Here is a 23155-nt window from a genome sequence, read left to right as displayed (position 1 = left end):
TCATCCCCTCCCGGGCCGGAGTGCCTGACAAGTCACAGCTTCCCGCCCCTGGACCGCTTTCCGCTCGCACATACGATGGAAAGGTCCAAAACGACGAGGAGGCACCGTGGCCGACGAGCTCATTCCGGAGACCCCGGACGAGGACGAGCAGCCGATCAAGCAGCGCAAGAACGGCCTTTACCCGGGCGTATCCGACGAGCTCGCCGACAACATGAAGTCCGGCTGGGCCGACACGGAACTGCGCGACCTGAAGCCCATCGAGCAGGCCGCGAATGCCGCCGAGCGGCGCGCCGCGCTCTCCCGCCGGTTCCCCGGCGAGCGCCTGGTGATCCCCGCGGGCAATCTCAAGACGCGCTCGAACGACACCGAGTACTCCTTCCGCGCCGCGACCGAGTACGTCTACCTCACCGGTGACCAGACCGACGACAGCGTCCTGGTCCTGGAGCCGCGCGCGGACGGGACGGACGGGGCGGACGGTCACGACGCGACGCTGTACCGCCTCCCCCGCTCGAACCGCGAGAACGGCGAGTTCTGGCTGAACGGCATGGGCGAGCTGTGGGTCGGCCGCCGGCACAGCCTCACCGAGGCCGAACTGCTGTACGGCATGCCCTGCAAGGACGTGCGCGAGCTGGCCGACGCGCTGCGCGAGGCCACCGGTCCGGTGCGTGTCGTCCGCGGCCACGACGCCGGCATCGAGGCGGCGCTGACCGACAAGGTCACCGCCGAGCGCGACGAAGAGCTGCGCGTGTACCTCTCCGAGGCGCGCGTCGTGAAGGACGACTTCGAGATCGGCGAGCTGCAGAAGGCCGTCGACTCGACCGTCCGCGGCTTCGAGGACGTCGTGAAGGTCCTGGACAAGGCCGAGGCGACCAGCGAGCGCTACATCGAGGGAACGTTCTTCCTCCGTGCCCGCGTCGAGGGCAACGACGTCGGCTACGGCTCGATCTGCGCCGCGGGCCCGCACGCCTGCACGCTGCACTGGGTACGCAACAACGGCGAGGTCCGCTCCGGCGACCTGCTGCTCCTGGACGCCGGCGTGGAGACGAACAGCCTCTACACGGCCGACGTCACCCGCACGCTGCCGATCAACGGCCGCTACTCCGACCTCCAGCGCAAGATCTACGACGCGGTGTACGCGGCGCAGGAGGCCGGCATCGCGGCCGTGAAGCCGGGTGCCGGCTTCCGCGACTTCCACGACGCCGCGCAGCGCGTCCTCACCGAGCACCTCGTGGAGTGGGGCCTGGTCGAGGGCCCGGTCGAGCGCGTACTGGAGCTGGGCCTCCAGCGCCGCTGGACCCTGCACGGCACGGGTCACATGCTCGGCCTGGACGTCCACGACTGCGCCGCCGCGCGCACCGAGGCGTACGTGAACGGCACACTGGAGCCGGGCATGGTCCTGACCGTCGAGCCCGGGCTGTACTTCCAGGCCGACGACCTGACCGTGCCGGAGGAGTACCGCGGCATCGGCGTCCGCATCGAGGACGACATCCTCGTGACCGAGGACGGCAACCGGAACCTTTCGGCGGCCCTTCCGCGGCGGTCGGACGAGGTCGAGGCGTGGATGGCCGGCCTGAAGGGCTGAGCTTCGCCGACAGCCGTACGGCCGCCGGCCGGCGCACTCACGGGTGGGCGTTCGCCTGAACGCCCACCCGTTGTGCTTGCCCGGTGTGGGCTTGCCCGGCATGGGCTTCGCCGGTCTGGGCTTCGTCGGTCTGAGCTCCCCCGGTCTGGGCTTCCCCGATCTGGGATTCGCCGGTTTGGGCTGGGCAGGTTTGGGCTGGGCAGGTTTGGGCTGGGCCGGTTTGGGCTTCCCTGCTACGGACGTACGCGCCCGCCTTGGCCGCCGCGTAGGTCGCGAGCGTGGCCGACTCCACGAGCTCCAGATCCACCGGCCGGCGCACGAGCAGCATCCGGTAGTAGAACGGCGCGCCGAGGGCGCCGACGACCGCCTCCGCGTCCGTACCGGGCGGCAGCTCGCCGCGGTCCACCGCGCGCCGCACCATGACGCCCGCCATGTCCAGGCGGTCGTCGAAGAACTCCCGCAGTGCTTCCTCCGCCCGTGGGTCGCGGGCCGCCGCGGAGACCACCGCTTCGATCATGGCCCGGTTGCGCGCGTCCTCGTAGAACACGCCGATACCGCGTGCCAGCGCGCGCAGGTCGCCGCAGAGGGTGCCGGTGTCCGGTACGGGGATGACCGCGCTGCGCTCCGTGAGCAGCGCGCAGACGAGCACCTCCACGGTGCGCCAGCGGCGGTAGATCGTCGCCTGGTGCACGCCCGACCGCTGCGCGACGCCCTCCATCGTCAGCGCGGCGAACCCCTTGTCCCCCAGCTCGTCGAAGACGGCGGCGAGCACGGCGGCACGGGTACGTGCGGTACGGCCCCCGGGACGGGCCCGGCCCGGGGGCTGCTGCGCTGTACTCATGAAGGCGCTCCGGATTGCCAGCGATCGATCACAACAAGTATTGTCCAGACCGCTAACGCGAGTCACTTCGCGTTAGCAGCGATGCGCCCTGAGGCGCGCCCACCGGGGGACGCCGAGCACGGGGGACTCGGCATGGGGGCGCGCCCTGGGGCGCGGGTCGCTCAGGCGTCCCGGTAGCGGGCGAGGTCGTTCTGGACCAGTAGCGTCCAGGGATGCTTAGGGCCGAGCACCCTGGTCCGTGCTTCGACCACGGCTTTCATTTGCTCGATGGCTTCCATCCGCTTGCCGGCAGCATGGAGCGTCCGACTAAGCGTCGTACGCGCGTTCAAGGTAAGCGGGTAATCGGGGCCGCAGCACCTCTCGAGTTCCGCCGCGGCCTCTCGGGCAACCGGGAGGGCTTCGTGCGGCTGTCCGGACGAGAGCAAGGCGTACGCGTGATCGAGGACCGCACTGAGCGTAATTCCGTGATCCGGCCCCAACTCCTGGCGGCAGTCCTCGACGAATGACGCCCATTCACTTTCAGGCAGGTCTCCTCGGGCGAGCAGCGGCAACTTCGCGAGTAACGTCAACGGATGAGTGGGTCCCAGGAGAGATGCCCTACCTGCCGCTGCCCGCCGCGCAAGCAACACGCCCTCGGCACTCCGGCCAAGCGGATACAACGGACGCACCAAGCCCAGACAACACACCAACGTGTCCAGTGCATCAGGCCCGAGCACTCGTTCGCAGTCTGCAAGCACTTGTCTGTGGGCCAGCTCAGACTCCTCGAACCGTCCAAGCCGGAACAAGGCACGGCCAACACGCTCCCGGAGTCTCAGTACTACTGGGTGGTCCACGTGCAACCGACGCGTGCCGAGTTCGACGGCGGTTTCCGACAGGGTCAGCGCCGGTGCGTAATCACCGCCCCTGTGCAATGTGATCACCAATCGCAGCGCGGCGTCGGCAGCCTGTTCCACGACCGCCCGATCGCTGTCCGGTCGGTCCGTCACCCGCCGCAGAAGAGCTACCGCATGCGGCACCAGCAGACTCGCACGGGAATCCCGGGCGCCGCGCTGCGGGACTTCCGGCAATGCCGCCATCAGTTGTCGGGCCGCTGCCGCGGCCAGTGACTCGCGCTGTTCCGGTGGCGTACCCCGCCACACGCTGTCCAGCAGAACTCCGTGCGTCCGCAAGCAGCGCACCGTACCGGAGACGAGTTCGGTCAGAGACTGATCGAGCAGGCCGCGCAACGCCATTTCTACCCGGCCCCGCGGGAGCTCGTCCCCGACCTCCACCCCTGACAACGAGGACAGCGGCAGCGGATCCCCCGACCAGCAGGACAGCAACCGCAGCAGTGTGACGGACTCCGGGAGGCCCTGGGCAGCGAGGGCGTTCAGGGAGAACTGCCAGGTGCTGCTCACCAGGTGGCGGGAGTCCGCGCCCGCGGACACCGCGCCCTGGTCGAGGAGGTCGATCGGGTCGACGCCGGGGCCGCCGTCCAGGTTGCGGCCGTACTCCTCCATCGTCCAGGGGTCGATGACCTGGTGGGCGAGGAAACCGCCGGCGAGGGTGAGGGCGAGCGGGAGGCGGCCGAGGCGTTCGGCGACGGCCTCGGCCTCCTCGACCGTGCCGGCCGCCGGGGCGAGATCGCAGAGCACGCGCGCGGCGTCCGCCTTCGGGAGCACCCCCACCTGCAACAGCTCCGCCCCCGGCCACCAATGGCGGGCCGCCTGGCGGGTGGTGACCAGGACCGTGCCTCGGGGACTGGTGCGGAGCCAGCCGCCGTCCCGGAGGACAGCGGGGTCGTCCGCGTTGTCCAGGACCAGGAGCCAGGGGCGGTCGGAGCGGTCCAGGTGGTCCCAGACCAGGTCGGCCGCGGCGCGGAGGCCGCTGCGGGCCGCTGTTAGTTCGCCCTCGCCCGCGCCTCGGTCGGCGGCGACCGCGAGCATGCCCGTGCGGAGGGACGCCGTGTCGGAAGCGTTAACCCATAGGCCGATGCGGTCCGCTTCGGACGTTGCGTACTGGAAGAGGGTGTAGGCGACGGCCGTTTTGCCGCAGCCGCCGAGGCCGTGGAGGACGTATACCTGGCCGCCTGCGGAGGAGTCGACCGAGGCCCGTAGGCGGGTCATCAGTTCGGTGCGGTCGCGCAACACCGCCGGGGCGCGGCCCACCGAAGGCCAGCGGACGGAGTCCAAGCCCGACCACGCACCGCCCTCGGAGGCATGGTGATGGTGTTCGATGATGTGCTGGTCGCCGGACGCCTGGTAGACCCGGCCCCGGCCGTCGGCCCGTGCGTCGTTGCCGCCGTTCACCGTTCCCCCTCCGGCCCCAATGCCCCCGTACGACACGGGGGTTCAGCCTAAATGGGTGAACCCACCACGTACAGCGGGGATTTACTCGGCTTCCCGCCCCTCGCGGAAGTCGGCCAGGAAGTCTTCGGCCTCGCGGGTCCAGGGGTGGGTCGGGCCGAGTGTGCGGGCGCGGCCCTCGACCACGGCCTCGCCGTGTTCGATCGCCTCGGCCGATTCGCCGAGTGCGTCGAGGACGGAGCTCAGGAGGGAGCGGGTGTTGAGGGTGAGCCAGTAGTCCGGGCCGTAGAGGCGTTCGGCGAGAGCGACGGCGCTGCGGGCGGCGGGGAGGGCCTCGTGGGGACGGCCGGCGTAGAACAGGCCGCGGGCGCAGGACGCCTCGCAGGCCGCGGTGATGGCGTGGTCGGGGCCGAGGGCCCGGTGGCAGTCCGTGATGAGGGACGCGGCGTTGTCGGCCTCCGATGCGAGCTCCGGGCCGGTCGGTACGTCCAGGAGGAAGCCCCGGGCCAGGAGGGTCAGGGGGTGGTCGGTACCCAGTACCGCGGTCCGGCCGGCCACCGCGCGGCGGACGAACGCCATGGCCTCGGGCACCCGGTCGAGAGGCTGGAGCGGGTAAGCCAGTGCTATGCAGCTGCTGAGGGTGTCCGGCGCGTCCGGGCCGAGGACGCGCTCGCGGTCGGCGAGCACCTGTTGGTGCAGCGCCTCCGACTCCTCGTAGCGGCCGAGGCGGAAGAGCGCCCGGCCCATCCGCTCCCGGAGCCGCATGACGGTGGGATCGTCCGCACCGAGCCGGCGCGTCGCCCGCTCCACCGCCTCCTGGGCCACCGTCAGTGCGGGCGCGTAGTCACCCGCCCGGTGCAGGGCCGTGACCAGCCGCAGCAGCGATTCGGCGACCGCCTCGACGGTCGGCCGGCTCACCTCCGGCCATGCGGCGATCCGGCGCAGCAGCGCGATCGCATGCGGTACGAGGAGCGTGGTGCGGGGATCCGGCTCGCCGCGCTGGGGTACTTTCGGCAGGGCCTTCAGAAGCTGACCGGCGGCCGTGGCGGCGAGGGTCTCGCGCTGTTCGGGCGGGATGGTGCGGGCGACGCTGTCCAGGAGCACGCCGTGGGTGCGGAGGCAGCGCACCCCGCCGCCGACCAGTTCGGTCAGGGACTGGTCCAGGAGGCCGCGGAGGGACACCTCCACGCGGTGGGGCGGGAGGCCGGCGGATATGTCCACGCCGGAGAGGACGGAGAGGGGGAGCGGGTCGTTCGACCAGCAGGACAGGAGGTGGAGCAGGGTGACGGACTCCGGCAGGCCCTGGCGTTCGAGGGCGGTGAGGGAGAACTGCCAGGTGCTGCTGATCAGATGGCGGGAGTCGCTGCCGCCGGTGACCAGAGCTCCCTGGTCCAGGAGGTCGATCGGGTCGGTACCTTCGTCACCGACGAGGTTGGCGCCGTACTGGGCCATCGTCCAGGGATCGATCACCTGGTGGGAGAGGAAGCCGCCCGCCAGGGTCAGGGCCAGGGGGAGGCGGCCGAGGCGGTCGGCCACCTCGGCGGCTTCCTCTTCCGTACCTGCCTCCGGCGCGAGATCGCACAGCACCCGTGCCGCGTCCTCCCGCGGCAGTACGCCCAGTTGCAGCAGTTCGGCGCCCGGCCACCAGTGGCGGGCCGCCTGGCGGGTGGTGACCAGCACTGTGCCTCGGGGGCTGGTGCGGAGCCAGCCGCCGTCCCGGAGGACCGCGGGGTCGTCCGCGTTGTCCAGGACGAGGAGCCACGGGCGGTCGGAGCGGTCGAGGTGGTCCCAGACGAGGTCGGCGGCGGCGCGTAGTCCGCTGCGGGCGGCGGTCAGTTCGCCGTCGCTCGCGCCTCGGTCGGCGGCGACCGCGAGCATGCCCGTGCGGAGGGAGGCGGTGTCCGAGGCGTTGACCCAGAGGCCGATGCGGCCTGCTGGGCCCGTCGCGTACTGGAAGAGGGTGTACGCGACGGCCGTCTTGCCGCAGCCGCCGAGGCCGTGGAGCACGTACACCTGGCTGCCCGGGGCGTCGGGGCCGACCGAGGCCCGCAGGCGCTCCATCAGTTCGGTGCGGTCACGCAGGACGGACGGTGCGCGGCCCACGGAGGGCCAGCGGACGGAGTCCAGGCCGGACCACTCGCGACCGCGGTCGGAGCCGCCGTCGTGATAGTGGTGCTCGATGATGTGCTGATCGCCGGACGCCTGGTAGACGCGGCCCCGGCCCATGGCTCGGGCGTCGTTGCTGCCGCCCTGTGCCCCGCTCATCGGGGGTCCCCCTCCCGCCTTCTGCCTTGTACGGCACGGGAGTTCAGCGTAGATCACTACGGGATGCCTGGTCAGGGCATTACGGGAAGCCGGCGCGCGCGGCCGTCACCGGGACTGACGAAACGTCACGGCATCTGGAGCAGCGCGCCCTCGCGCCACTTGAGGATCTTGTCGAAGCTGACCACCGCGCCCCGGCGGCCCGTTCGGTTGCGGTAGCGGACCTGGTCGGTGAGGGCCTCGATCAAGAAGAGCCCCCGTCCGTGCTCGGCCTGGGCGGGGGCGGGGGTGTGGCGGCGGGGTACTGCGGGCTCCGTCCGCGGCGAGCGGTCGTGGGGTCCGGGGCCCGAGGGCCGGTCCTGGAATCCGGGGCCGGAGTCCGTGACCTCGATGCGGCACGTGTCGCCGTCGATGAAGGCCGTGACGCGGTACTCCTCGGCGGCGCCGTCGCCGTGCTCGACGGCGTTCGCGCAGGCTTCGGAGAGGGCGAGCGAGAGGTCGTAACAGACGTCCGGGTCGACGCCCGCGGTCTCCATCGTCCCCAGCAGCAGCCGGCGCGCGAGCGGCACGCTCGCTGCCTCCCGCCGAAGATGGAGGGACCACCAGATGCTCATCGCTCCAGCCTCCTGGCCGCGGCTCGACATATCGATACGTATTGCCGCGCTCCATGGTCGGTAAGCGTGGGTTTGACGTGACTCCGCCCATTCGGCGGACGCGGCCATTGAGCGTACCGGTGTAAAAGGCCCGTGGGCGCGCCCCTGCGCGCGCCCCTGCAATTGCGGTAGCCGGACTCCGGCCGATCTCCCGCGGGTTCTCCGGGCGGACGGGGCACTGTCGCGCCGACCACCCTGGTCACGGGGCATGTGCGCCCCGCATCGGATGACCGTTTGAAACCGCTTACTGTCCGTCTAAGACCGTTTGCATCTTTCTACTGATTGTCGGCGTGCGGGCGGTCGGGAACACCCGCGCGAAAGCGAGCGCGGTACTGCCGTCTGGATGCCCGTAGCCACCGCCGGGGCGTCTGCTCGGCGGCCGCCGGAATGTCCGGAAGCGGCTACGGCCTCTGGACGGCCGCGTGCGTTCGCTCTTTTCCCTATACCCCGCCGGGTACTGGATACCCCGCCGGGTACTGGCCCACGTACCCCGCCCGGTACCCGATCCTGAGCGCCCCTGTCGCCCGCCGTCCTGTCCGGGACCGCCCGCCCTGCCGTATGCGTCCGGTACGCGCAGTGGGATGATGGCGGCCGCCATGCATACTCCCGAGGGGCGCGCCGCGGCCGATCTGCGGTTGCTCAGGGCCGCGGTGTTCACCGCGGCCTGCGTCGCGCTGGCCGCCGCGGGACACATGATCGGTTCCTGCGCCACCGTCCCGCTGTGGACGCTGGGCGCGGGCTGCGTCGGCGTACTGGCCGTCGCCGTCCCCCTCGCCGGCCGCGAACGCACGCTGCCGGGCATCGCCGTCGCCCTCGCCTTCGGACAGCTCGTGCTGCACGCGCTCTTCATGGTCGGGCAGCGCGGCATGGCGGTACAGCTGCCTGCCGATGGCGCGCGGGGACTGAGCGACCGCGCGGCGATCGGGCTCGCCCGCCAGATGACCTGCGGGTTCGGCACGGGACGGCTGGATGCCGCGGAGGCCCGGGAGATCCTCGCCGGGGCCGGGATCGGGCCCGGCGCCACCCACGCGGCGCACGACGCGGCCGGGCACGGCATGGCCATGCACGACATGGCCGGGCACAGCGGGAGCGGTGGCGGTACCGGCTCCGGACTGTCCGCCGCCCTGCACCATTTCGACTTCGGTTCCCTCGTCGGGCTGCTGCCCTCGCTGCCCATGCTGCTCGGGCACCTGCTCGCGGCGCTGGCCGCCGGCTGGCTGCTGCGCCGCGGCGAGGCCGCGCTGTGGCGGCTGGTACGGCTGTCCGCGCCGGCCGCCCGGGAGGCGGCGACGGCCGTGACGACCGCGTTGCTGGGCGCGCTGCGTACCGCGCTGCGCCTCGTGTGCGCGCTGTGCGCCGGGCTCCTGGGCGCCGCGGACAGTACTCCGCGCGCTTCCGTTTCGTACGGGCATGCCAAAGCCCGGCCCGAAGAGCTCGCGCTCCAGCACAGTGTCGTCAGGCGGGGACCGCCGCGCTTCGCCCTCGCGGCCTGACGTCACGCGCAGCACCAGTACACCCGCAGGGCGGGACCCCGGACGCGGTCCGGGCGGGCTGACGTGTCGTCGCCGCACGCGCGCCACCCATCAGCCCCTTCCCTCCTGCCTGAGGAGTGTCCCCCCATGTCGAACAACATGTCGGACCACACCCTGCCGAGCGACAGCCCGGCCGCTGCCCCCTCCCGGCGCCGTACCGTCCTGCGCCGCCTTCCCGTCGTCGGCGGCGCCGCCGCGGGCGCCGTCCTGCTGCTCGCGGGTCCCGCGTTCGCGCACGTCACGATCCAGCCGGGGCAGGCCGCCAAGGGCGACTACGCGACCGTCGACTTCAAGGTCCCCAACGAACGGGACGACGCCTCGACCGTGAAGCTGGAGGTCGACCTGCCCGCCGACCACCCGCTGGCGTCCGCGATGCCGCAGCCGGTGCCCGGCTGGGACGTGAAGGTCACCAAGTCCAAGCTGGACAAGCCGATCGAGTCGCACGGCGAGAAGCTCACGGAAGCGGTCACCAGGATCACCTGGACCGGCGGCAAGATCGAGCCCGGCCAGTTCCAGCAGTTCCCGGTCTCGATCGGCGCCCTCCCCGAGGACGCCGACCAGCTCGTCTTCAAGGCGCTGCAGACGTACGACAACAAGGAGGTCGTGCGCTGGATCGAGCCCGCGAAGGAGGGCGCGCCGGAGCCGGAGAACCCCGCGCCGGTCCTGAAGCTCGTCGACGCGGGCGCCGCTGAGCAGGGCGGCAGCAGCGGCGGTACGGACACCGCGGGCGCCAAGGACGCCGAGAGCGGCGCGGACGCCGGGAAGAGCAGCACGACCGCCGCTGCCGACAGCACCGACAACACCGCCCGCGTGCTGGGCGTGATCGGCATCGTCGTCGGCGTCATCGGTGTCGGCTTCGGCCTCTTCGCGGGCCGCCGCCGCACCGCCTGAACCGGTCGTACGCGGACCGGTCGCATCTGAAACCGATCGTACGCGGACCGGTCGCACCTGAAACCGGTCGTACTCGGACCAGCCGGCCGGCCCCTGTGCCGGCCGGCACGGCACGGTGCGCCCGGTCGGCACCCACCACGGATACACGGGATATCACTGAGCAATGCGCAGAACACCCAAGCTCGCCGCCGCCCTCGTGGCGGCCGCGGCCCTCACCCTCACGGCCTGCGGCAGCGACAGCGGCGGTGCCGAAGGCGCCCCCGCCGCCAGCGTCTCCGGCACCCAGTCGAAGCCGGTCGTCACGCTCGACGACGCGATGGAGAAGCCGGACCTCGTCCTCACGGACAGCGACGGCAAGAAGTACGACCTGATCAAGGAGACCAAGGGGCGGCCGACGCTGATCTACTTCGGCTACACCCACTGCCCCGACGCCTGCCCGGCCGTCATGGGCAACATCGACGTGGCCCGCAAGCAGCTGCCCAAGGCCGATCAGAAGAAGCTCCGGATCGTCTTCGTCACGACCGACCCGAAGCGGGACACCCCGGAGCGGCTGAAGTCCTGGCTGAACGGTTTCGGCGCCGACATCGTCGGCCTGACCGGCGACTTCGCCACCATCCAGGGCGCCGCCTCGGCCGTGAACGTCGGCGTCTCCAAGCCGGTCAAGAAGAAGAACGGCGACATCCTCGTCGACCACGGGCTGCAGGTGCTGATGGCCTCCCCGAAGGACGACAGGATCCACTGGCTCGGCATGAAGGACGCGGGGCCCGAGGACTACGCCCGCGCACTTCCCAAGATCATCAAGGGGCAGAACCCGTGAACCGCCGTACCGCATTCGCCGCCGCGCTCGCCGCCACCGCCGGACTCGCCCTCGCCGGATGCGGCGGGGACAGCGCGCCCGAGCTGAAGGTCTCCGGCGCGTACATGCCGCAGCCCGTCATGAAGGACATGGCCGGCGGCTTCCTCGTCATCAAGAACTCCGGGGACACCGCCGACAAGCTGACCTCCGTCACCAGCGACGTCTCCGACGACGTGACGATCCACCGGACCGTCGGCGCCAAGATGGAGCAGGTCAAGTCCCTGAACATCCCCGCGCACGGCGAGCTGAAGCTCTCCCGCGGCGGCAACCACCTGATGTTCATGGCGCTGAAGAAGAAGCCCGAGAACGGCGACAAGGTCTCCGTCGAGCTGCACTTCGGCAAGGCGAAGCCGATCAAGGCCGTACTGCCCGTCAAGGCCACCAACTACGACCCGCAGCACGCCGGGCACCAGTAGGGGGAGAACCGCCATGCCGCTCACCGTTCCCCGCGCCGGCCGGCGCTCCGTGCCGTACCGCGGCCGCCGCGCCGCGCCCCCGGCCCGGACTGCCGCCCTGCGCCTGCTGGTACTCGCCGCCGCGCTGCTCGGCGTCCTGCTGGGCGGCGCCGCGCCGGCGTCCGCGCACGCCGCGCTGACCGGCAGCTCACCGGCGCAGGGAGCGGTGGTGCAGAAGGCGCCCCCGCAGGTCACGCTCTCCTTCTCCGAAGGCGTCGCGATGGGCGACGACTCCATCCGCGTACTGGACCCCAAGGGCAAGCGCGTCGACCGCGGCAAGCTGCTCGACCTGTGCAGCGGCAACACCGTCAAGTACGGCACGGGGCTGCCGCCCGGCCTCCCCGACGGCACCTACACCGTCGCCTGGCAGGCCGTCTCCGCCGACAGCCACCCGGTCTCGGGCGCGTTCACCTTCTCCGTCGGCGCGCCCTCGAAGTCCGCCGCCGTGGTGCCCCAGCAGGAGGCCGGGGGCGGGCTGGTCGGCGCGCTGTACGGGATCGCGCGGTACGTGGCGTACGCGGCGTTCGCGCTGCTCGTGGGCGGTGCGTGCTTCGTACTGGCCTGCCGTCCCGAAGCGGCACGCAGCCGTCCGGTGCAGCGGCTGGTCGTCCTGAGTTGGGCGACGCTCACCGCTGCCACGATCGTGCTGCTCCTGCTGCGCGCCCCGTACACGGGGTCCGGCGATCTCGCCGACGCCTTCGACCTCGGCGGTCTCAAGGAGGTACTGGGGACCAAGCCCGGCGGGGCGCTGGTCTCCCGGCTGCTGCTGCTCGCCGCGGCCGCCCTCTTCATGGCCGTCCTCTTCGGCGCGTACGCCCGGGCCGGCGAGCAGGGCGACGACAAGCGCCGCAAGGACCTCGCCTTCGGGCTGGGCGTCGGCGGGTCGGTCGTCGCGGCGGGCCTCGCCGCTACGTGGGCGATGGCCGAGCACGCCTCCACGGGCCTGCAGACCGCCGTCGCGATGCCCGTCGACGTGGTGCACCTGCTGGCCGTGGCCGGCTGGCTCGGCGGCCTGACCGCCCTGCTGGTCACCCTCTACCGCGACCCGGCCGCCGTCTCCGGGGCGGCCGTCCGCCGCTTCTCCAAGGTCGCCTTCGGGGCCGTACTCGTCCTGGTCGCCACCGGCGTCTACCAGTCCTGGCGCCAGGTCGGGAGCTGGCGTGCCCTGACCGACACCTCGTACGGGCAGCTCCTGCTGCTCAAGGTCGGTCTGGTCGCCGTGCTCGTCGGTGTCGCGGGGGTGTCGCGGCGGTGGACGGGGCGGCTGGGCGGCTCGGTTGCGGGTGCCGTGCCCGCCCAGGAAGGTACGCGGGAGGGCGCGCCCGAACCGGTACCGGTGTCCTCCGCCGCCGAGGAGACGGCCACCGAGGAGACGGCCGACGCAGCGCACTCCCCCGAGCGCGCCGCGCAGCTCGCCCGGCAGCGGGCCGCCGTAGCCGACGCGCGGCGCAAACGCGTCCGGGACGCCGATCCGGTGCGGTACGGGCTGCGCCGCTCCGTCCTCGCCGAGAGCTGCGTCGCCGTCGTCCTGCTGGCCGTGACCACCGTCCTGACCACCACGGAACCGGCCCGTACGGAGCAGGCGGTGAAGGACTCGGGTCAGTTCGCCGCGGCCGCCCGGCCGGTCTCCGTGACCATCCCGTTCGACACGCTGGGCCCGAAGGGCAAGGGCACCGCGCGGCTCGACCTCGACCCGGCGCGCAGCGGCCAGCCCAACGATCTGCACCTGCGGATCTCCAGCCCGGACGGCACCGCGCGGGACGTTCCCGAGGTACGGGTGTCCTTCACCTCCAAGGCGAAGAACCTCGGCCCGCTCCCGGCCGCGCTGAAGCGCACCGGTACCGGACACTGGACTGCGCGGAACGTCCAGCTGCCTGCGGCGGGCAGCTGGCAGCTCTCCCTTGTAGTCCGCACCTCCGACATCGATCAGGTGACCGAGACCAGGAACGTGAAGATCAGCTGATGACCGAGAACGCGTCCAGAAACACCAGCACGGCAGCCCGGTCGGACCGTGTTTCACGTGAAACCACCGGCAGCGACTCCACTCCCCCGATGGAGATCTCCCGCCGCCGCCTCCTCGGCACCGTCGGCGCCGCCGGCGCGGCCGGGCTCGTCGTCGGCGGTGCGGGCGGCGCGTTCGGCGTCTCCGCGGCGCAGGACGACGTGCCCGCGCTCAGTACGCTCGGCGCCACCGAGGTCGCCTTCCGCGCCGACCGCCGTACGCCGCAGGCCGGCATCACCACCCCGATGCAGGCCCGCTGCCACCTCGTCGCCTTCGACCTGGCGCCGGGCGCCGGGCGCAAGGCGGCGGCCGCCCTGATGCGCCGCTGGTCGGCGCTGGCCGAGAAGCTGATGGCCGGGGAGGTGCCCGCCGACGACACCGGCGTGGCGCTGGACGCCGGCCCCGCCTCGCTCAGCGTCACCTTCGGCTTCGGCCACAGCTTCTTCGGCCGTACCGGGCTGACCGCGCGCCGCCCGCTGCAGCTCGACCCGCTGCCGCACTTCTCGGCCGACGCGCTCGACCCGAAGCGCAGCAACGGTGACCTGTGGGTCCAGATCGGCGCCGATGACGCGCTGGTCGCCTTCCACGCGCTGCGTACGCTCCAGAAGGAGGCGGGCGACACCGCGCGGCTGCGCTGGCAGATGAACGGCTTCAACCGCAGCCCCGGCGCCACGGCGCACCGGATGACCACGCGCAACCTCATGGGCCAGATCGACGGCACGAACAATCCCAAGCCGTCGGACCCGGACTTCGACAAGCGGATCTTCGTCGGGCGCGACACGGACCAGCAGTGGATGCGCGGCGGCTCGTACGTGGTCGTGCGCCGCATCCGGATGCTGCTGGACGACTGGGAGAAGAAGTCCCGCGCCGAGCAGGAGAAGGTCATCGGCCGCCGCAAGTCCGACGGGGCGCCGCTGACCGGCGGCGACGAGCACACCCCGATGGACCTCACCAAGAACGGGCCGGACGGCTTCCCCGTGATCCCGGCCGACGCGCACGCCCGTATTGCCGCGCCCGAGTCCAACCAGGGTGCCGCGATGCTGCGCCGCCCGTTCTCGTACCACGACGGCTTCCGCGACGACGGCGCCCCGGACGCCGGGCTGCTCTTCATGGCCTGGCAGGCCGACCCGCTGCGCGCCTTCACCCAGATCCAGCGCAAGCTGGACAGGGGGGACGCGCTCTCGCCGTTCCTCCGCCACGAGGCGAGCGGCCTGTACGCGGTACCGGCGCTGGAGCCGTCGGGGTATGTGGGGCAGACGCTGCTGGAGGGGTGAGCGGGAGCTGCGACGGTCGGCGCTCGGGAGGCGGGTGAGCGGGCGTCGGCGGGAGATCGCCGGTGGCGGCGGTCGGCCTCTCGGGGGGCGAGTACCGTAAAGGTTCCCCAGCCCCCGGGACAGCAGCGAAGCCCGGAGAAGGAGTGCACGGATGTCGGCCAGCCGCTATACGTACCTCGGACCCGCGGGCACCTTCACCGAGGCCGCCCTGCGCACACTGCCCGAGGCGGCGACCCGCGAGCTGGTGCCGATGGTGTCCGTGCCCGCCGCGCTGGACGCCGTCCGCGCGGGCGAGGCGGCCGGCGCGCTGGTGCCGATCGAGAACTCCGTCGAGGGCGGCATCACCACCACCCTCGACGAACTGGCCGCCGGCGGGCACCTGATGATCTACCGCGAGGTGCTGCTGCCGATCGCCTTCGCGCTGCTGGCCCGGCCCGGTACGACGCTCTCGGACGTGAAGACCGTGACCGGGCACCCCGCGGCCCAGGCCCAGGTGCGCAAGTGGCTCGGCGCGCACCTGCCGGAGTCGGTGTGGGAGTCGGCGGCGTCCAACGCGGACGGCGCGCGGCTGGTGCAGGAGGGCCGGTACGACGCGGCGTTCGCGGGCGAGTTCGCGGCGGCCACGTACGGCCTCGAACCGCTGGTCACGGACATCCACGACGCGCAGAACGCGGCGACCCGGTTCGTCCTGGTGGGCAAGCCCGCGCGGCCGGCGGCCCGTACGGGCGCCGACAAGACCTCGGTCGTGCTGTGGCTGCGCGAGAACCACCCCGGTGCGCTGCTGGAGCTGCTGCAGGAGTTCGCCAGCCGCGGGGTCAGCATGATGCGGATCGAGTCCCGGCCGACCGGCGAGGGCATCGGCCAGTACTGCTTCTCCGTGGACTGCGAGGGGCACATCACCGACCGGCGGGTGGGCGAGGTGCTGATGGGGCTGAAGCGGATCTGCCGGGACGTGCGCTTCCTCGGCTCGTACCCGCGTGCGGACGAAGTCACCGCCGAGGTCCGCCCGGAGACCGCCGACGACGCCTTCATGGCGGCGACGGACTGGCTGACCCGATGCCTGGACGGGCGGGCCTGACCGGGCCACGCGCAGTTGTCCCCAGGTTGCCCACAACCCTGTCCACAGAGTTATCCACAGGCGCGGTTCTCGACCTGGGGACAAGTCGATTCCGGGGCGTCGCACAGTCGACAAATCGCCCTACCGACCCCACACCCGTCCACAGGTACGCACAGCCGCCCACCATGGGGCCCGTCAGCATAATTCCCGGGAACAATCCTTTAGGGCGAGGAAATCCCACACGAAAGAGTACCCGAACGGGGTTTCAGCAAGGATTTCTTCGCCGGGGATTCATGAAACGGACCTGCGCTTTCCGACTTCCACAGCGGCAACGCACAGCCTGTGGATAACTTTTGCAAGCGAGCCGGAGCTGTGGACAAGTGGCTGTGCACAGCCCGCCAACTCCCCGCTCGGGCAGGCCCGGACGCCGCTCGAGTACGCCCGCCCGACGCGTCACGGACACCCTCGGAACACCCCGGAAACACCCCCGCGCCACTCCCCCGACAACAACGAACGGCACTCACGACCGGCACTCCGCGGGAATTCTTTCCCGCAATTCCCCGCGTTCTCAGAACATCACAGAAACAACTCTAAACCGGACAAATTGCCCCGCAGGGGAATATCGCGTCGAGCGCCCCGGTCCGGCCCCGGTAGCCTGGTGGGGTGATTGACCTTCGCCTGCTCCGTGAGGACCCCGACCGTGTGCGCGCGTCCCAGCGCGCCCGTGGAGAGGACGTCGCGCTCGTCGACGCGCTCCTCTCCGCCGACGAGCGGCGCAGGACCTCCAGCGTCCGCTTCGACGAGCTGCGCGCCGAGCAGAAGTCGCTCGGCAAGCTCATCCCCAAGGCCACCGGCGACGAGAAGGCCGAGCTGCTGAAGAAGGCCGGCGAGCTCTCCGCCGCCGTCAAGGCCGCCGACGCCGCCCAGGACGAGGCCAAGGAAGAGACCCAGGCGCTGCTCCTGAAGCTGGGCAATCTCGTCCACCCCGACGTCCCCGTCGGCGGCGAGGAGGACTTCACGGTCCTGGAGACGCACGGCACGATCCGCGACTTCGGCGCCGAGGGCTTCGAGCCCAAGGACCACCTGGAGATCGGCGAGCTGCTCGGCGCGATCGACGTCGAGCGCGGCGCCAAGGTGTCCGGCTCGCGCTTCTACTACCTGACGGGCATCGGCGCGCTCCTGGAGCTCGCGCTGGTCAACGCCGCGATCGCGCAGGCCACCGAGGCCGGCTTCACGCCGATGCTGACCCCCGCGCTGGTCCGCCCGCGCGCCATGGAGGGCACCGGCTTCCTCGGCCAGGCCGCGGAGAACGTGTACCACCTGGAGAAGGACGACTACTACCTGGTCGGCACCTCCGAGGTCCCGCTCGCCGCGTACCACATGGACGAGATCGTCGACGCGGCCAAGCTGCCGCTGCGGTACGCCGGCTTCTCGCCGTGCTTCCGCCGCGAGGCCGGCACGTACGGCAAGGACACCCGCGGCATCTTCCGCGTGCATCAGTTCGACAAGGTCGAGATGTTCTCGTACGTCGCGCCGGACGACGCGGAGAACGAGCACAAGCGGCTCCTGGACTGGGAGAAGCAGTGGCTGACCGGCCTGGAGCTGCCCTTCCAGGTGATCGACGTCGCCACCGGTGACCTGGGCTCCTCCGCCTCCCGCAAGTTCGACTGCGAGGCGTGGATCCCGACCCAGGGCAAGTACCGCGAGCTGACCTCCGCCTCGAACTGCGACGAGTTCCAGGCCCGTCGCCTGTCCGTCCGGATGCGCGACGGCAAGAAGGTGCAGCCGCTGGCCACGCTGAACGGCACGCTGTGCGCCGTCCCGCGCACGATCGTGGCGATCTTCGAGAACCACCAGCTCGCGGACGGCTCGGTGCGCGTCCCCGAGATGCTGCGTCCGTACCTGGGCGGCCGCGAGGTCCTGGAGCCCGTCTCCAAGTGACCCTCACCCCCGCCCCGGCCTCCCCCTTCCCGTACAAGCTCGTCGCGACGGACCTCGACGGCACGCTGCTGCGTCCCGACGACACCGTCTCGGCGCGCACCCGAGAGGCGCTCGCCGCGGTCACCGCGGCGGGCGCGGCGCACATCGTCGTCACCGGCCGTGCGGTCCCCTGGACCCGGCACATACTGACCGACCTGGACTACCAGGGCCTCGCGGTGTGCGGGCAGGGGGCGCAGGTCTACCACGCGGGCGAGAACCGGCTGCTGACCTCGGTGACGCTGGACCGCCAGCTGGCCGGGCTGGCGGTCGCCAAGATCGAGGCGGAGGTCGGCCCGCTGTACCTGGCGGCGAGCCGGGACGGGCTGGACGGCGCCGTAGTGGTGGCGCCGGGCTACCGGGTCCACGAGGGCCCGCTGCCGAACGTCATGATCGACAACCCGGCCGACCTGTGGGCCGACCCGATCAACAAGGTCTACATCCAGCACCCCGAGCTCTCGGACGACGCGCTCGCCGCGGCCGCCCGCGAGGTGGCCGGCGACCTGGTCGGCGTGACCATGGCGGGCCCCGGGATAGTCGAACTGCTCCCGCTCGGCCTGAGCAAGGCCACCGGCCTCTCCCTCGCGGCCCGCAGGCTGGGCGTCAAGGCCGCGGACACCATCGCCTTCGGTGACATGCCGAACGACATCCCGATGTTCGCCTGGGCCGCCCACGGTGTGGCCATGGCCAACGCGCACGAAGAGCTGAAGGCCGTCGCCGACGAGATCACCACGTCCAACGAGGACGACGGGATCGCGGCGGTACTGGAGCGGTTTCTCGCGGCCTGAGGTTTCCCGCGACCTGACATCGAGTTGTCCACAGGGCTCTGTGGACAACTGCCGCGCAGCGCCAGTTGTAGGATGACCGGGTAACCGGCTGAGAACTGAGGAGCGGGGATGGCGTTGCAGGCCGCGGGTCGGCAGTCACTGGTGGACACCGTCGTCGACGCGCTCCGGGCGCAGCTCAGCGCCGGGGAGTGGAAGGTCGGCGACCGCATTCCCACGGAGCACGCGCTCGCCGAGCAGCTCCAGGTGGGGCGGAACACCGTGCGTGAGGCCGTGCGCGTACTCGTGCACGCCGGGATGCTGCGGTCGCGGCAGGGCGAGGGCACGTTCGTCGTCTCGGCCGCCGACCCGGCCGCCGTCATGCGCGGGGTGCAGCGGTCGGGCGTACGGGACGTCCTCGAAGTACGGATCGCGCTGGAGGCCGAGGCCGCCCGTCTCGCGGCCTTGCGGCACGAGCCGGAGGACCTGGACCGGATGCGGGCCGCGCTGGACGCACAGGGCGCGCTGGAGGACGCCGAGGGGCAGCCCCTGGCCGACAGCCTGGAGCTGTACGCCGACCACGACGTCGCCTTCCACCGGGCCGTCGTCGCCGCCGCGCACAACGCCGCGCTGAGCGCCACGTACGAATGGTTCAGCAGCTCCGTGCGCGAGGCGCTGGTATCGGGGCTCGGCGACCGCGAGATGCCGCAGATCCTGCACGGCGATCACCACGCCGTCCTGGAGGCGATCGCCTCGGGCGACCCGGACGCCGCGGAGGCGGCCGCCCGCACGCTGCTGGACCGGCCGAAACGTGCGGTGGAGGCGCTGCTCGCCGGACGGTGAGCCGTACTGCCCGACGTACCGGACGGTGAGCCGTCCGGCCCGACGTACCCGCCCCACTGCCCGTACGCAGGCCCCGCCGCCCCACTCGCACCGCACGCACCTACCGACAGGAGAGTCACCCCACCATGCCCGGGACCAGCCCCGAAGCCCCGCCGACCGCCGGTGCGTCGTCGCACGACGGCGCACCGCTGATCGACGCCGAGGAGGACCTGACCCCGGCACCGCAGCTCGCCGCCGCCCGCCGACGGCTGCGGACGCATCCGGCACTGCTCCTCCTCGGTATCGTCCTCGCGTCGCTCAACATGCGGGCCGCGCTCGCGGGTGTTTCGCCGCTGCTCGGCGAGATCGGCGAGCACTTCGGGCTGAACGCGACCGCCGGCAGCCTGGTGACCGTAATCCCGCTGGTCTTCATGGGGCTCGGCTCCTACGTGGCACCGAAGCTGGCCGGTCGCTGGGGTACCGAGACCGTCCTGTTCAGCGCGCTGGTGCTGCTCTGCGCCGGCATCGTGGTACGCGTCGCGCCACCTCTGGTGGCGCTGTTCGCCGGCTGTGCGCTGGTCGGCGCGTCCATAGCCCTGCTCAACGTGCTGATGCCCGGCCTGATCAAGCGGGACTTCCCCGATCGGGCCGCGCCCATGACCGCGCTGTACTCGACGGCCATGATCCTCGGCGCAACCGTTTCGGCGGCCACCTCCGTGCCCCTGGAGAACGCGCTCGGCAGCTGGCAGGGCTCGCTGGTCTCCTGGGGGCTGCTCGCCGCGGTGGCCGCGCTCGTGTGGATTCCGCAGGTGGTCCTCGCACGGCGCGGCGCGCGCCACGGGGAGGCCGCCGCGACCCCGAAGCACAGCGTCGAGACCGGCCCGAAGCTCGGCCGCTCACCGCTGGCCTGGCAGGTCACGCTCTTCATGGGCTCGCAGTCGCTGATCGCCTACGTGGCCATCGCCTGGCTGCCCACGGTCTTCACCGACCACGGCATGGACAAGGCGCAGGCCGGACTGGTCTTCGCGTTCAGCACGCTGCTGCAGATGGCCGGTTCGTTCGTGGTGCCGGTACTGGCCGGGCGGATGCGGCGGCAGCGGCTGCTGGCGGCGTGTGTCGCGCTGCTGATGGCGCTCGCCTGCGCGGGCCTGCTCGTCGCCCCGGTGGCCGGGGCCTGGGTGTGGGCCGCGCTGCTCGGCATCGGGCAGGGAGGTGCGCTGGGCCTGGCGCTGACGATGATGGTGCTGCGGGCCGGCGATCCGCACACCGCCGCACGGCTGTCCGGCATGGCACAGACGTGGGGCTATCTGCTCGCCGCCGTCGGTCCGTTGGCGCTGGGCGCGGTGCACCAGGCGACGGGCGGCTGGACGCTGCCGATCACGCTGCTGCTCGTGGTCTGCGCGGCGCTGGTACTGCTGGGGCTGGGTGCCGGGCGGGACCGCCGCATCGGCGCCTGATCGCCGTTACGGCCGTCCTGTGGCGTGCTCCCGCGCTCCCGTTGCACCGCGCGCAGCGTCGCCCCGTACACCGCGCGCGCCAGTCGGGCACCCCAGAGGGAGCGCGGCCCCGCGAAGTCCTCGGCGGGCCGGCCCGGTTGCGGTACGCGCGCGGCGACGCACACCGCGTCCGTGGGGGTGCCCGAGGCGTCCAGGCCGTAATCGAGCAGGGCTTGGACCTTCGCTTCGGTTGCCGTCATCACGGAGTTGACCAACGCGGCGTCGGAGAGGGCGACGGGCAGCGTGACGAGAATGTTGATCGTGCCGGGGCGGTAGGCGCCTTGTGCTGCACCCGGTGCCGCGTCCTCTCCGCCCGGTGCCACACCCGCAGCGCCCGGTGTTACGTCCGCAGCGCCCGGTGCCCCGTCCGCGGCCCAGCCGTGCACGCCTGTTCCCGCCGTGACGAGCGCCTGTGCGCCCCCGTCGTACGCCGACGAGCGGGTGCGCAGGATGTCCGCGGCCGTCATCATGCCGACGCCCGGCCCCGTCGCCCCTGCAGCGGCGGCGATCTCCGCGAGGTGCGCCTGGGGGTCGTGGCGCGTATAGCCGTGCGCGACCTGGGCGTTGAGGACCCAGGAGCGGGCTCCGATGCCGCCGCCGAGCACCGCGCTGGAGATCATCCGGTGGCCCGGTCCCGGTCGCCACAAGAGGGCGGGGAGGGCCCGGCCGTCCGTGGTGTCGCGGTGCCGCACGGTGCGCACCGGGAGCGGCGGTATGAGCGTGGTCACCCACGCCACCCTACGGTCTGGCCTACCGTGCCCTCATGAGCGATGTGCACGATACGCAGCACTCCGGTGGCCGCCGCCGCGCACGCCTCACCCGGAGGGCGCGGCTTCTCCTGATCGGCGGCGCGGTTCTCGTGGTCGGCCTCGTCCTCCTCCTGGTGCTCCTCCCCGGGGACGAGCGGCCGGCGCGGGCCGAGAAGCTCACCCTCCCGGAGGGCCAGCGGGCCTCCCAGGCGTACGCGGCCGTCGACAAGGCCCTCCACGTCGCCGCGGGGACCACCGAGAAGGCCGCCAAGAAGGCCGCCACGCCCCGGAACCCGGCGAAGCGGCTGCGCCTCCCGGCCGAGGCGAAGGGCAACCCCGAGGGGTACCTCTACCCGGCCACGTATCCGGTCGACGAGGACACCACCCCGAAGAGCCTGCTGTCCTTCATGGTGAACACCGCGCGCCAGAGGTACGCGGCGGACGGCCTGCCGCCGACGGCACGGCCCGGGGGCCTGAGCGCGTACGAGACGGTCGTGGTGGCCTCCGTCGTGCAGGCCGAGGCGGACACCCCGCAGGACATGGGCAAGGTCGCCCGGGTCATCCGCAACCGGCTCGCCAAGGGCATGCCGCTCCAGATGGACTCGACCCTCAACTACGGGCTGGGCCGGTCCACTCTGCGCACCAGCCACGCGGACACCCGTACGGACAGCCCGTACAACACCTACCGGCACGAGGGGCTGCCGCCGACGCCGATCGGCAATCCGGGCCAGGACGCGACGCGGGCCGCGGTCTCGCCCCCGAAGGGCGACTGGCTGTACTTCGTCACGGTCCGGCCCGGCGACACCCGCTTCACCGCCGACTACGAGGAACACCGTAAGAATGTCCGGGAGTTCAACGCGGCCCAGAAGGAGAGCCGGTAGGCATCACCCCCTCGGGTGCAGCGGGCCTACTCCTCCCCCGCCAGCGTCAGCGACTTGAGCCGGCGGGCCGCGTACCAGGTCGCCGCGCCGGTGACCACGACGAGCAGTACGACGGCGGGCACGAGGCCCACGTCCGAGGTGACCGCGCCCTCGGCGCCCGCCTTCTGGGCCAGCGCGAGTGCCCACTGCTGGACGCTAAGGGTGCGTGCCCCGGGGACGAGGTTGCCGAAGACCGCCTCCCAGACCAGCGCGTAGACCAGCCCGATGACGACGGCGTGCCGCGTGACCGTGCCGAGGAACAGGAAGAGGGCGCTGTAGGCCACGGAGGCCACCGCCGCGGCCAGCGCGTAGGCGACCGCGAGCTGCTGGCTGTTGCCGTTCAGTACGAAGCCCGCGATCAGTACGGGCACGGCGGAGAAGACGACGCTCACGCCGATCGCGACGAGCAGCTTGGTGACGATGACCGTCGACCGCCGCACGGGCTTGGACAGGAGGTACACCACCGAGCCGTCGTCGATCTCCGGGCCGATCGCGCCCGTACCGGCGATCACACCGATCAGCGGCACCATCGTGGCCAGCGCGAAGCCGCCCAGGACGGTGTTGGCCGTGGTGTCGTCGGCGCCGGTCAGCGCCCGTACGGCGATGGCGATGACGATGAGCAGGACGGGCAGCGCGAAGAGGATGGCGGCGCGGCGGCGGCCGAGCAGCGCCCGGTAGGTCAGCCGGGCGACGGTGGGATGGACGAGCGATGACATCGCGTCAGGGCTCCTTTCAGG

At 72.0% G+C, this 23155-nt stretch carries 18 protein-coding genes and 1 pseudogene; 13 read left to right on the top strand and 6 right to left on the bottom strand.

Going from position 1 to position 23155, the window contains the following annotated elements:
* Nucleotides 1-106 precede the first annotated feature (106 nt).
* Nucleotides 107-1582, top strand: a complete 1476-nt coding sequence (locus tag IF04_RS0120685) for an aminopeptidase P family protein (RefSeq protein WP_030259706.1) — start codon at nt 107-109, stop codon at nt 1580-1582.
* A 37-nt stretch (nt 1583-1619) separates the two neighbouring features.
* Here IF04_RS0120685 and IF04_RS0120680 read toward each other — a convergent pair whose 3' ends face one another.
* The 4 genes from IF04_RS0120680 to IF04_RS0120665 form a co-directional block, all read right to left on the bottom strand.
* Nucleotides 1620-2423 carry a TetR/AcrR family transcriptional regulator gene (locus tag IF04_RS0120680; RefSeq protein WP_063829499.1) on the bottom strand — a complete coding sequence of 268 codons (804 nt, stop codon included), beginning with the start codon at nt 2421-2423 and terminating at the stop codon, nt 1620-1622.
* A gap of 161 nt (nt 2424-2584) precedes the next feature.
* A complete protein-coding gene (locus tag IF04_RS0120675; protein ID WP_030259701.1) occupies nt 2585-4711 on the bottom strand; it encodes a tetratricopeptide repeat protein in 2127 nt (708 codons plus the stop codon).
* Between the two features lie 81 nt (nt 4712-4792).
* Entirely contained in the window at nt 4793-6973 is a 2181-nt protein-coding gene (locus IF04_RS0120670) for a tetratricopeptide repeat protein (protein WP_051831395.1), read from the bottom strand.
* Nucleotides 6974-7098: 125 nt separating this feature from the next.
* A complete protein-coding gene (locus IF04_RS0120665) occupies nt 7099-7584 on the bottom strand; it encodes an ATP-binding protein (RefSeq protein WP_030259694.1) in 486 nt (161 codons plus the stop codon).
* A 635-nt stretch (nt 7585-8219) separates the two neighbouring features.
* Here IF04_RS0120665 and IF04_RS0120660 point away from each other — a divergent pair.
* The 11 genes from IF04_RS0120660 (at nt 8220) to IF04_RS0120610 (ending at nt 20710) form a co-directional block, all read left to right on the top strand.
* Nucleotides 8220-9116, top strand: a complete 897-nt coding sequence (locus IF04_RS0120660) for a hypothetical protein (protein ID WP_030259690.1) — start codon at nt 8220-8222, stop codon at nt 9114-9116.
* Between the two features lie 126 nt (nt 9117-9242).
* Nucleotides 9243-10046 carry a YcnI family copper-binding membrane protein gene (locus IF04_RS0120655; RefSeq protein WP_078600540.1) on the top strand — a complete coding sequence of 268 codons (804 nt, stop codon included), beginning with the start codon at nt 9243-9245 and terminating at the stop codon, nt 10044-10046.
* Between the two features lie 163 nt (nt 10047-10209).
* Entirely contained in the window at nt 10210-10863 is a 654-nt protein-coding gene (locus tag IF04_RS0120650; protein WP_030259686.1) for an SCO family protein, read from the top strand.
* Nucleotides 10860-11318 carry a copper chaperone PCu(A)C gene (locus IF04_RS0120645; protein WP_030259683.1) on the top strand — a complete coding sequence of 153 codons (459 nt, stop codon included), beginning with the start codon at nt 10860-10862 and terminating at the stop codon, nt 11316-11318. Before IF04_RS0120650 ends, IF04_RS0120645 begins: the two co-directional genes overlap by 4 nt.
* Nucleotides 11319-11331: 13 nt before the next feature.
* The gene (locus tag IF04_RS0120640; RefSeq protein ID WP_078600538.1) at nt 11332-13320 is read left to right on the top strand and encodes a copper resistance CopC/CopD family protein; all 1989 of its coding nucleotides are present in this window, start codon (nt 11332-11334) and stop codon (nt 13318-13320) included.
* 89 nt (nt 13321-13409) lie between these two features.
* Nucleotides 13410-14633, top strand: coding sequence for an iron uptake transporter deferrochelatase/peroxidase subunit (gene efeB, locus IF04_RS0120635; RefSeq protein ID WP_030259681.1), 1224 nt, complete (start codon nt 13410-13412; stop codon nt 14631-14633).
* Between the two features lie 151 nt (nt 14634-14784).
* Complete coding sequence (gene pheA, locus IF04_RS0120630) at nt 14785-15711, top strand: prephenate dehydratase (RefSeq protein ID WP_030259680.1); 927 nt, start codon at nt 14785-14787, stop codon at nt 15709-15711.
* 642 nt (nt 15712-16353) lie between these two features.
* The gene (serS, locus tag IF04_RS0120625) at nt 16354-17631 is read left to right on the top strand and encodes a serine--tRNA ligase (RefSeq protein WP_030259677.1); all 1278 of its coding nucleotides are present in this window, start codon (nt 16354-16356) and stop codon (nt 17629-17631) included.
* Nucleotides 17628-18455, top strand: a complete 828-nt coding sequence (locus tag IF04_RS0120620) for an HAD family hydrolase (RefSeq protein WP_030259674.1) — start codon at nt 17628-17630, stop codon at nt 18453-18455. Before serS ends, IF04_RS0120620 begins: the two co-directional genes overlap by 4 nt.
* Before the next feature lie 108 nt (nt 18456-18563).
* Nucleotides 18564-19274, top strand: coding sequence for a FadR/GntR family transcriptional regulator (locus IF04_RS0120615; protein ID WP_030259671.1), 711 nt, complete (start codon nt 18564-18566; stop codon nt 19272-19274).
* 125 nt (nt 19275-19399) lie between these two features.
* Complete coding sequence (locus tag IF04_RS0120610) at nt 19400-20710, top strand: CynX/NimT family MFS transporter (protein ID WP_078600534.1); 1311 nt, start codon at nt 19400-19402, stop codon at nt 20708-20710.
* Between the two features lie 44 nt (nt 20711-20754).
* Here the strand turns inward: IF04_RS0120610 and IF04_RS37610 are convergent.
* Nucleotides 20755-21477: pseudogene (locus tag IF04_RS37610) on the bottom strand (adenosylcobinamide amidohydrolase); the annotation flags it as partial.
* Nucleotides 21478-21512: 35 nt separating this feature from the next.
* Here IF04_RS37610 and mltG point away from each other — a divergent pair.
* Complete coding sequence (mltG, locus tag IF04_RS0120600) at nt 21513-22379, top strand: endolytic transglycosylase MltG (protein WP_030259661.1); 867 nt, start codon at nt 21513-21515, stop codon at nt 22377-22379.
* Nucleotides 22380-22405: 26 nt separating this feature from the next.
* Here the strand turns inward: mltG and IF04_RS0120595 are convergent, their stop codons facing one another.
* On the bottom strand, nt 22406-23134 hold the full coding sequence (locus IF04_RS0120595) for an ABC transporter permease (protein WP_030259656.1): 729 nt from the start codon (nt 23132-23134) through the stop codon (nt 22406-22408).
* Nucleotides 23135-23155 lie beyond the last annotated feature (21 nt).

The sequence above is a fragment of the Streptomyces violens genome, from assembly GCF_000717745.1.
GTDB lineage: Bacteria > Actinomycetota > Actinomycetes > Streptomycetales > Streptomycetaceae > Streptomyces > Streptomyces violens.
The sequence above is the reverse complement of the archived record's forward strand: the minus strand, read 5'-3'. Positions and strand labels throughout refer to the sequence as shown.

What these genes read in the sequence shown, in the direction of transcription:
- IF04_RS0120670 (WP_051831395.1), bottom strand. Translation starts at nt 6,973, where the DNA reads ATGAGCGGGGCACAGGGCGGCAGCAACGACGCCCGAGCCATGGGCCGG.
- IF04_RS0120615 (WP_030259671.1), top strand. Translation starts at nt 18,564, where the DNA reads ATGGCGTTGCAGGCCGCGGGTCGGCAGTCACTGGTGGACACCGTCGTC.
- IF04_RS0120640 (WP_078600538.1), top strand. Translation starts at nt 11,332, where the DNA reads ATGCCGCTCACCGTTCCCCGCGCCGGCCGGCGCTCCGTGCCGTACCGC.
- IF04_RS0120665 (WP_030259694.1), bottom strand. Translation starts at nt 7,584, where the DNA reads ATGAGCATCTGGTGGTCCCTCCATCTTCGGCGGGAGGCAGCGAGCGTG.
- IF04_RS0120680 (WP_063829499.1), bottom strand. Translation starts at nt 2,423, where the DNA reads ATGAGTACAGCGCAGCAGCCCCCGGGCCGGGCCCGTCCCGGGGGCCGT.
- IF04_RS0120610 (WP_078600534.1), top strand. Translation starts at nt 19,400, where the DNA reads ATGCCCGGGACCAGCCCCGAAGCCCCGCCGACCGCCGGTGCGTCGTCG.
- IF04_RS0120650 (WP_030259686.1), top strand. Translation starts at nt 10,210, where the DNA reads ATGCGCAGAACACCCAAGCTCGCCGCCGCCCTCGTGGCGGCCGCGGCC.
- efeB (WP_030259681.1), top strand. Translation starts at nt 13,410, where the DNA reads ATGGAGATCTCCCGCCGCCGCCTCCTCGGCACCGTCGGCGCCGCCGGC.
- mltG (WP_030259661.1), top strand. Translation starts at nt 21,513, where the DNA reads ATGAGCGATGTGCACGATACGCAGCACTCCGGTGGCCGCCGCCGCGCA.
- pheA (WP_030259680.1), top strand. Translation starts at nt 14,785, where the DNA reads ATGTCGGCCAGCCGCTATACGTACCTCGGACCCGCGGGCACCTTCACC.
- IF04_RS0120660 (WP_030259690.1), top strand. Translation starts at nt 8,220, where the DNA reads ATGCATACTCCCGAGGGGCGCGCCGCGGCCGATCTGCGGTTGCTCAGG.
- IF04_RS0120655 (WP_078600540.1), top strand. Translation starts at nt 9,243, where the DNA reads ATGTCGAACAACATGTCGGACCACACCCTGCCGAGCGACAGCCCGGCC.
- IF04_RS0120595 (WP_030259656.1), bottom strand. Translation starts at nt 23,134, where the DNA reads ATGTCATCGCTCGTCCATCCCACCGTCGCCCGGCTGACCTACCGGGCG.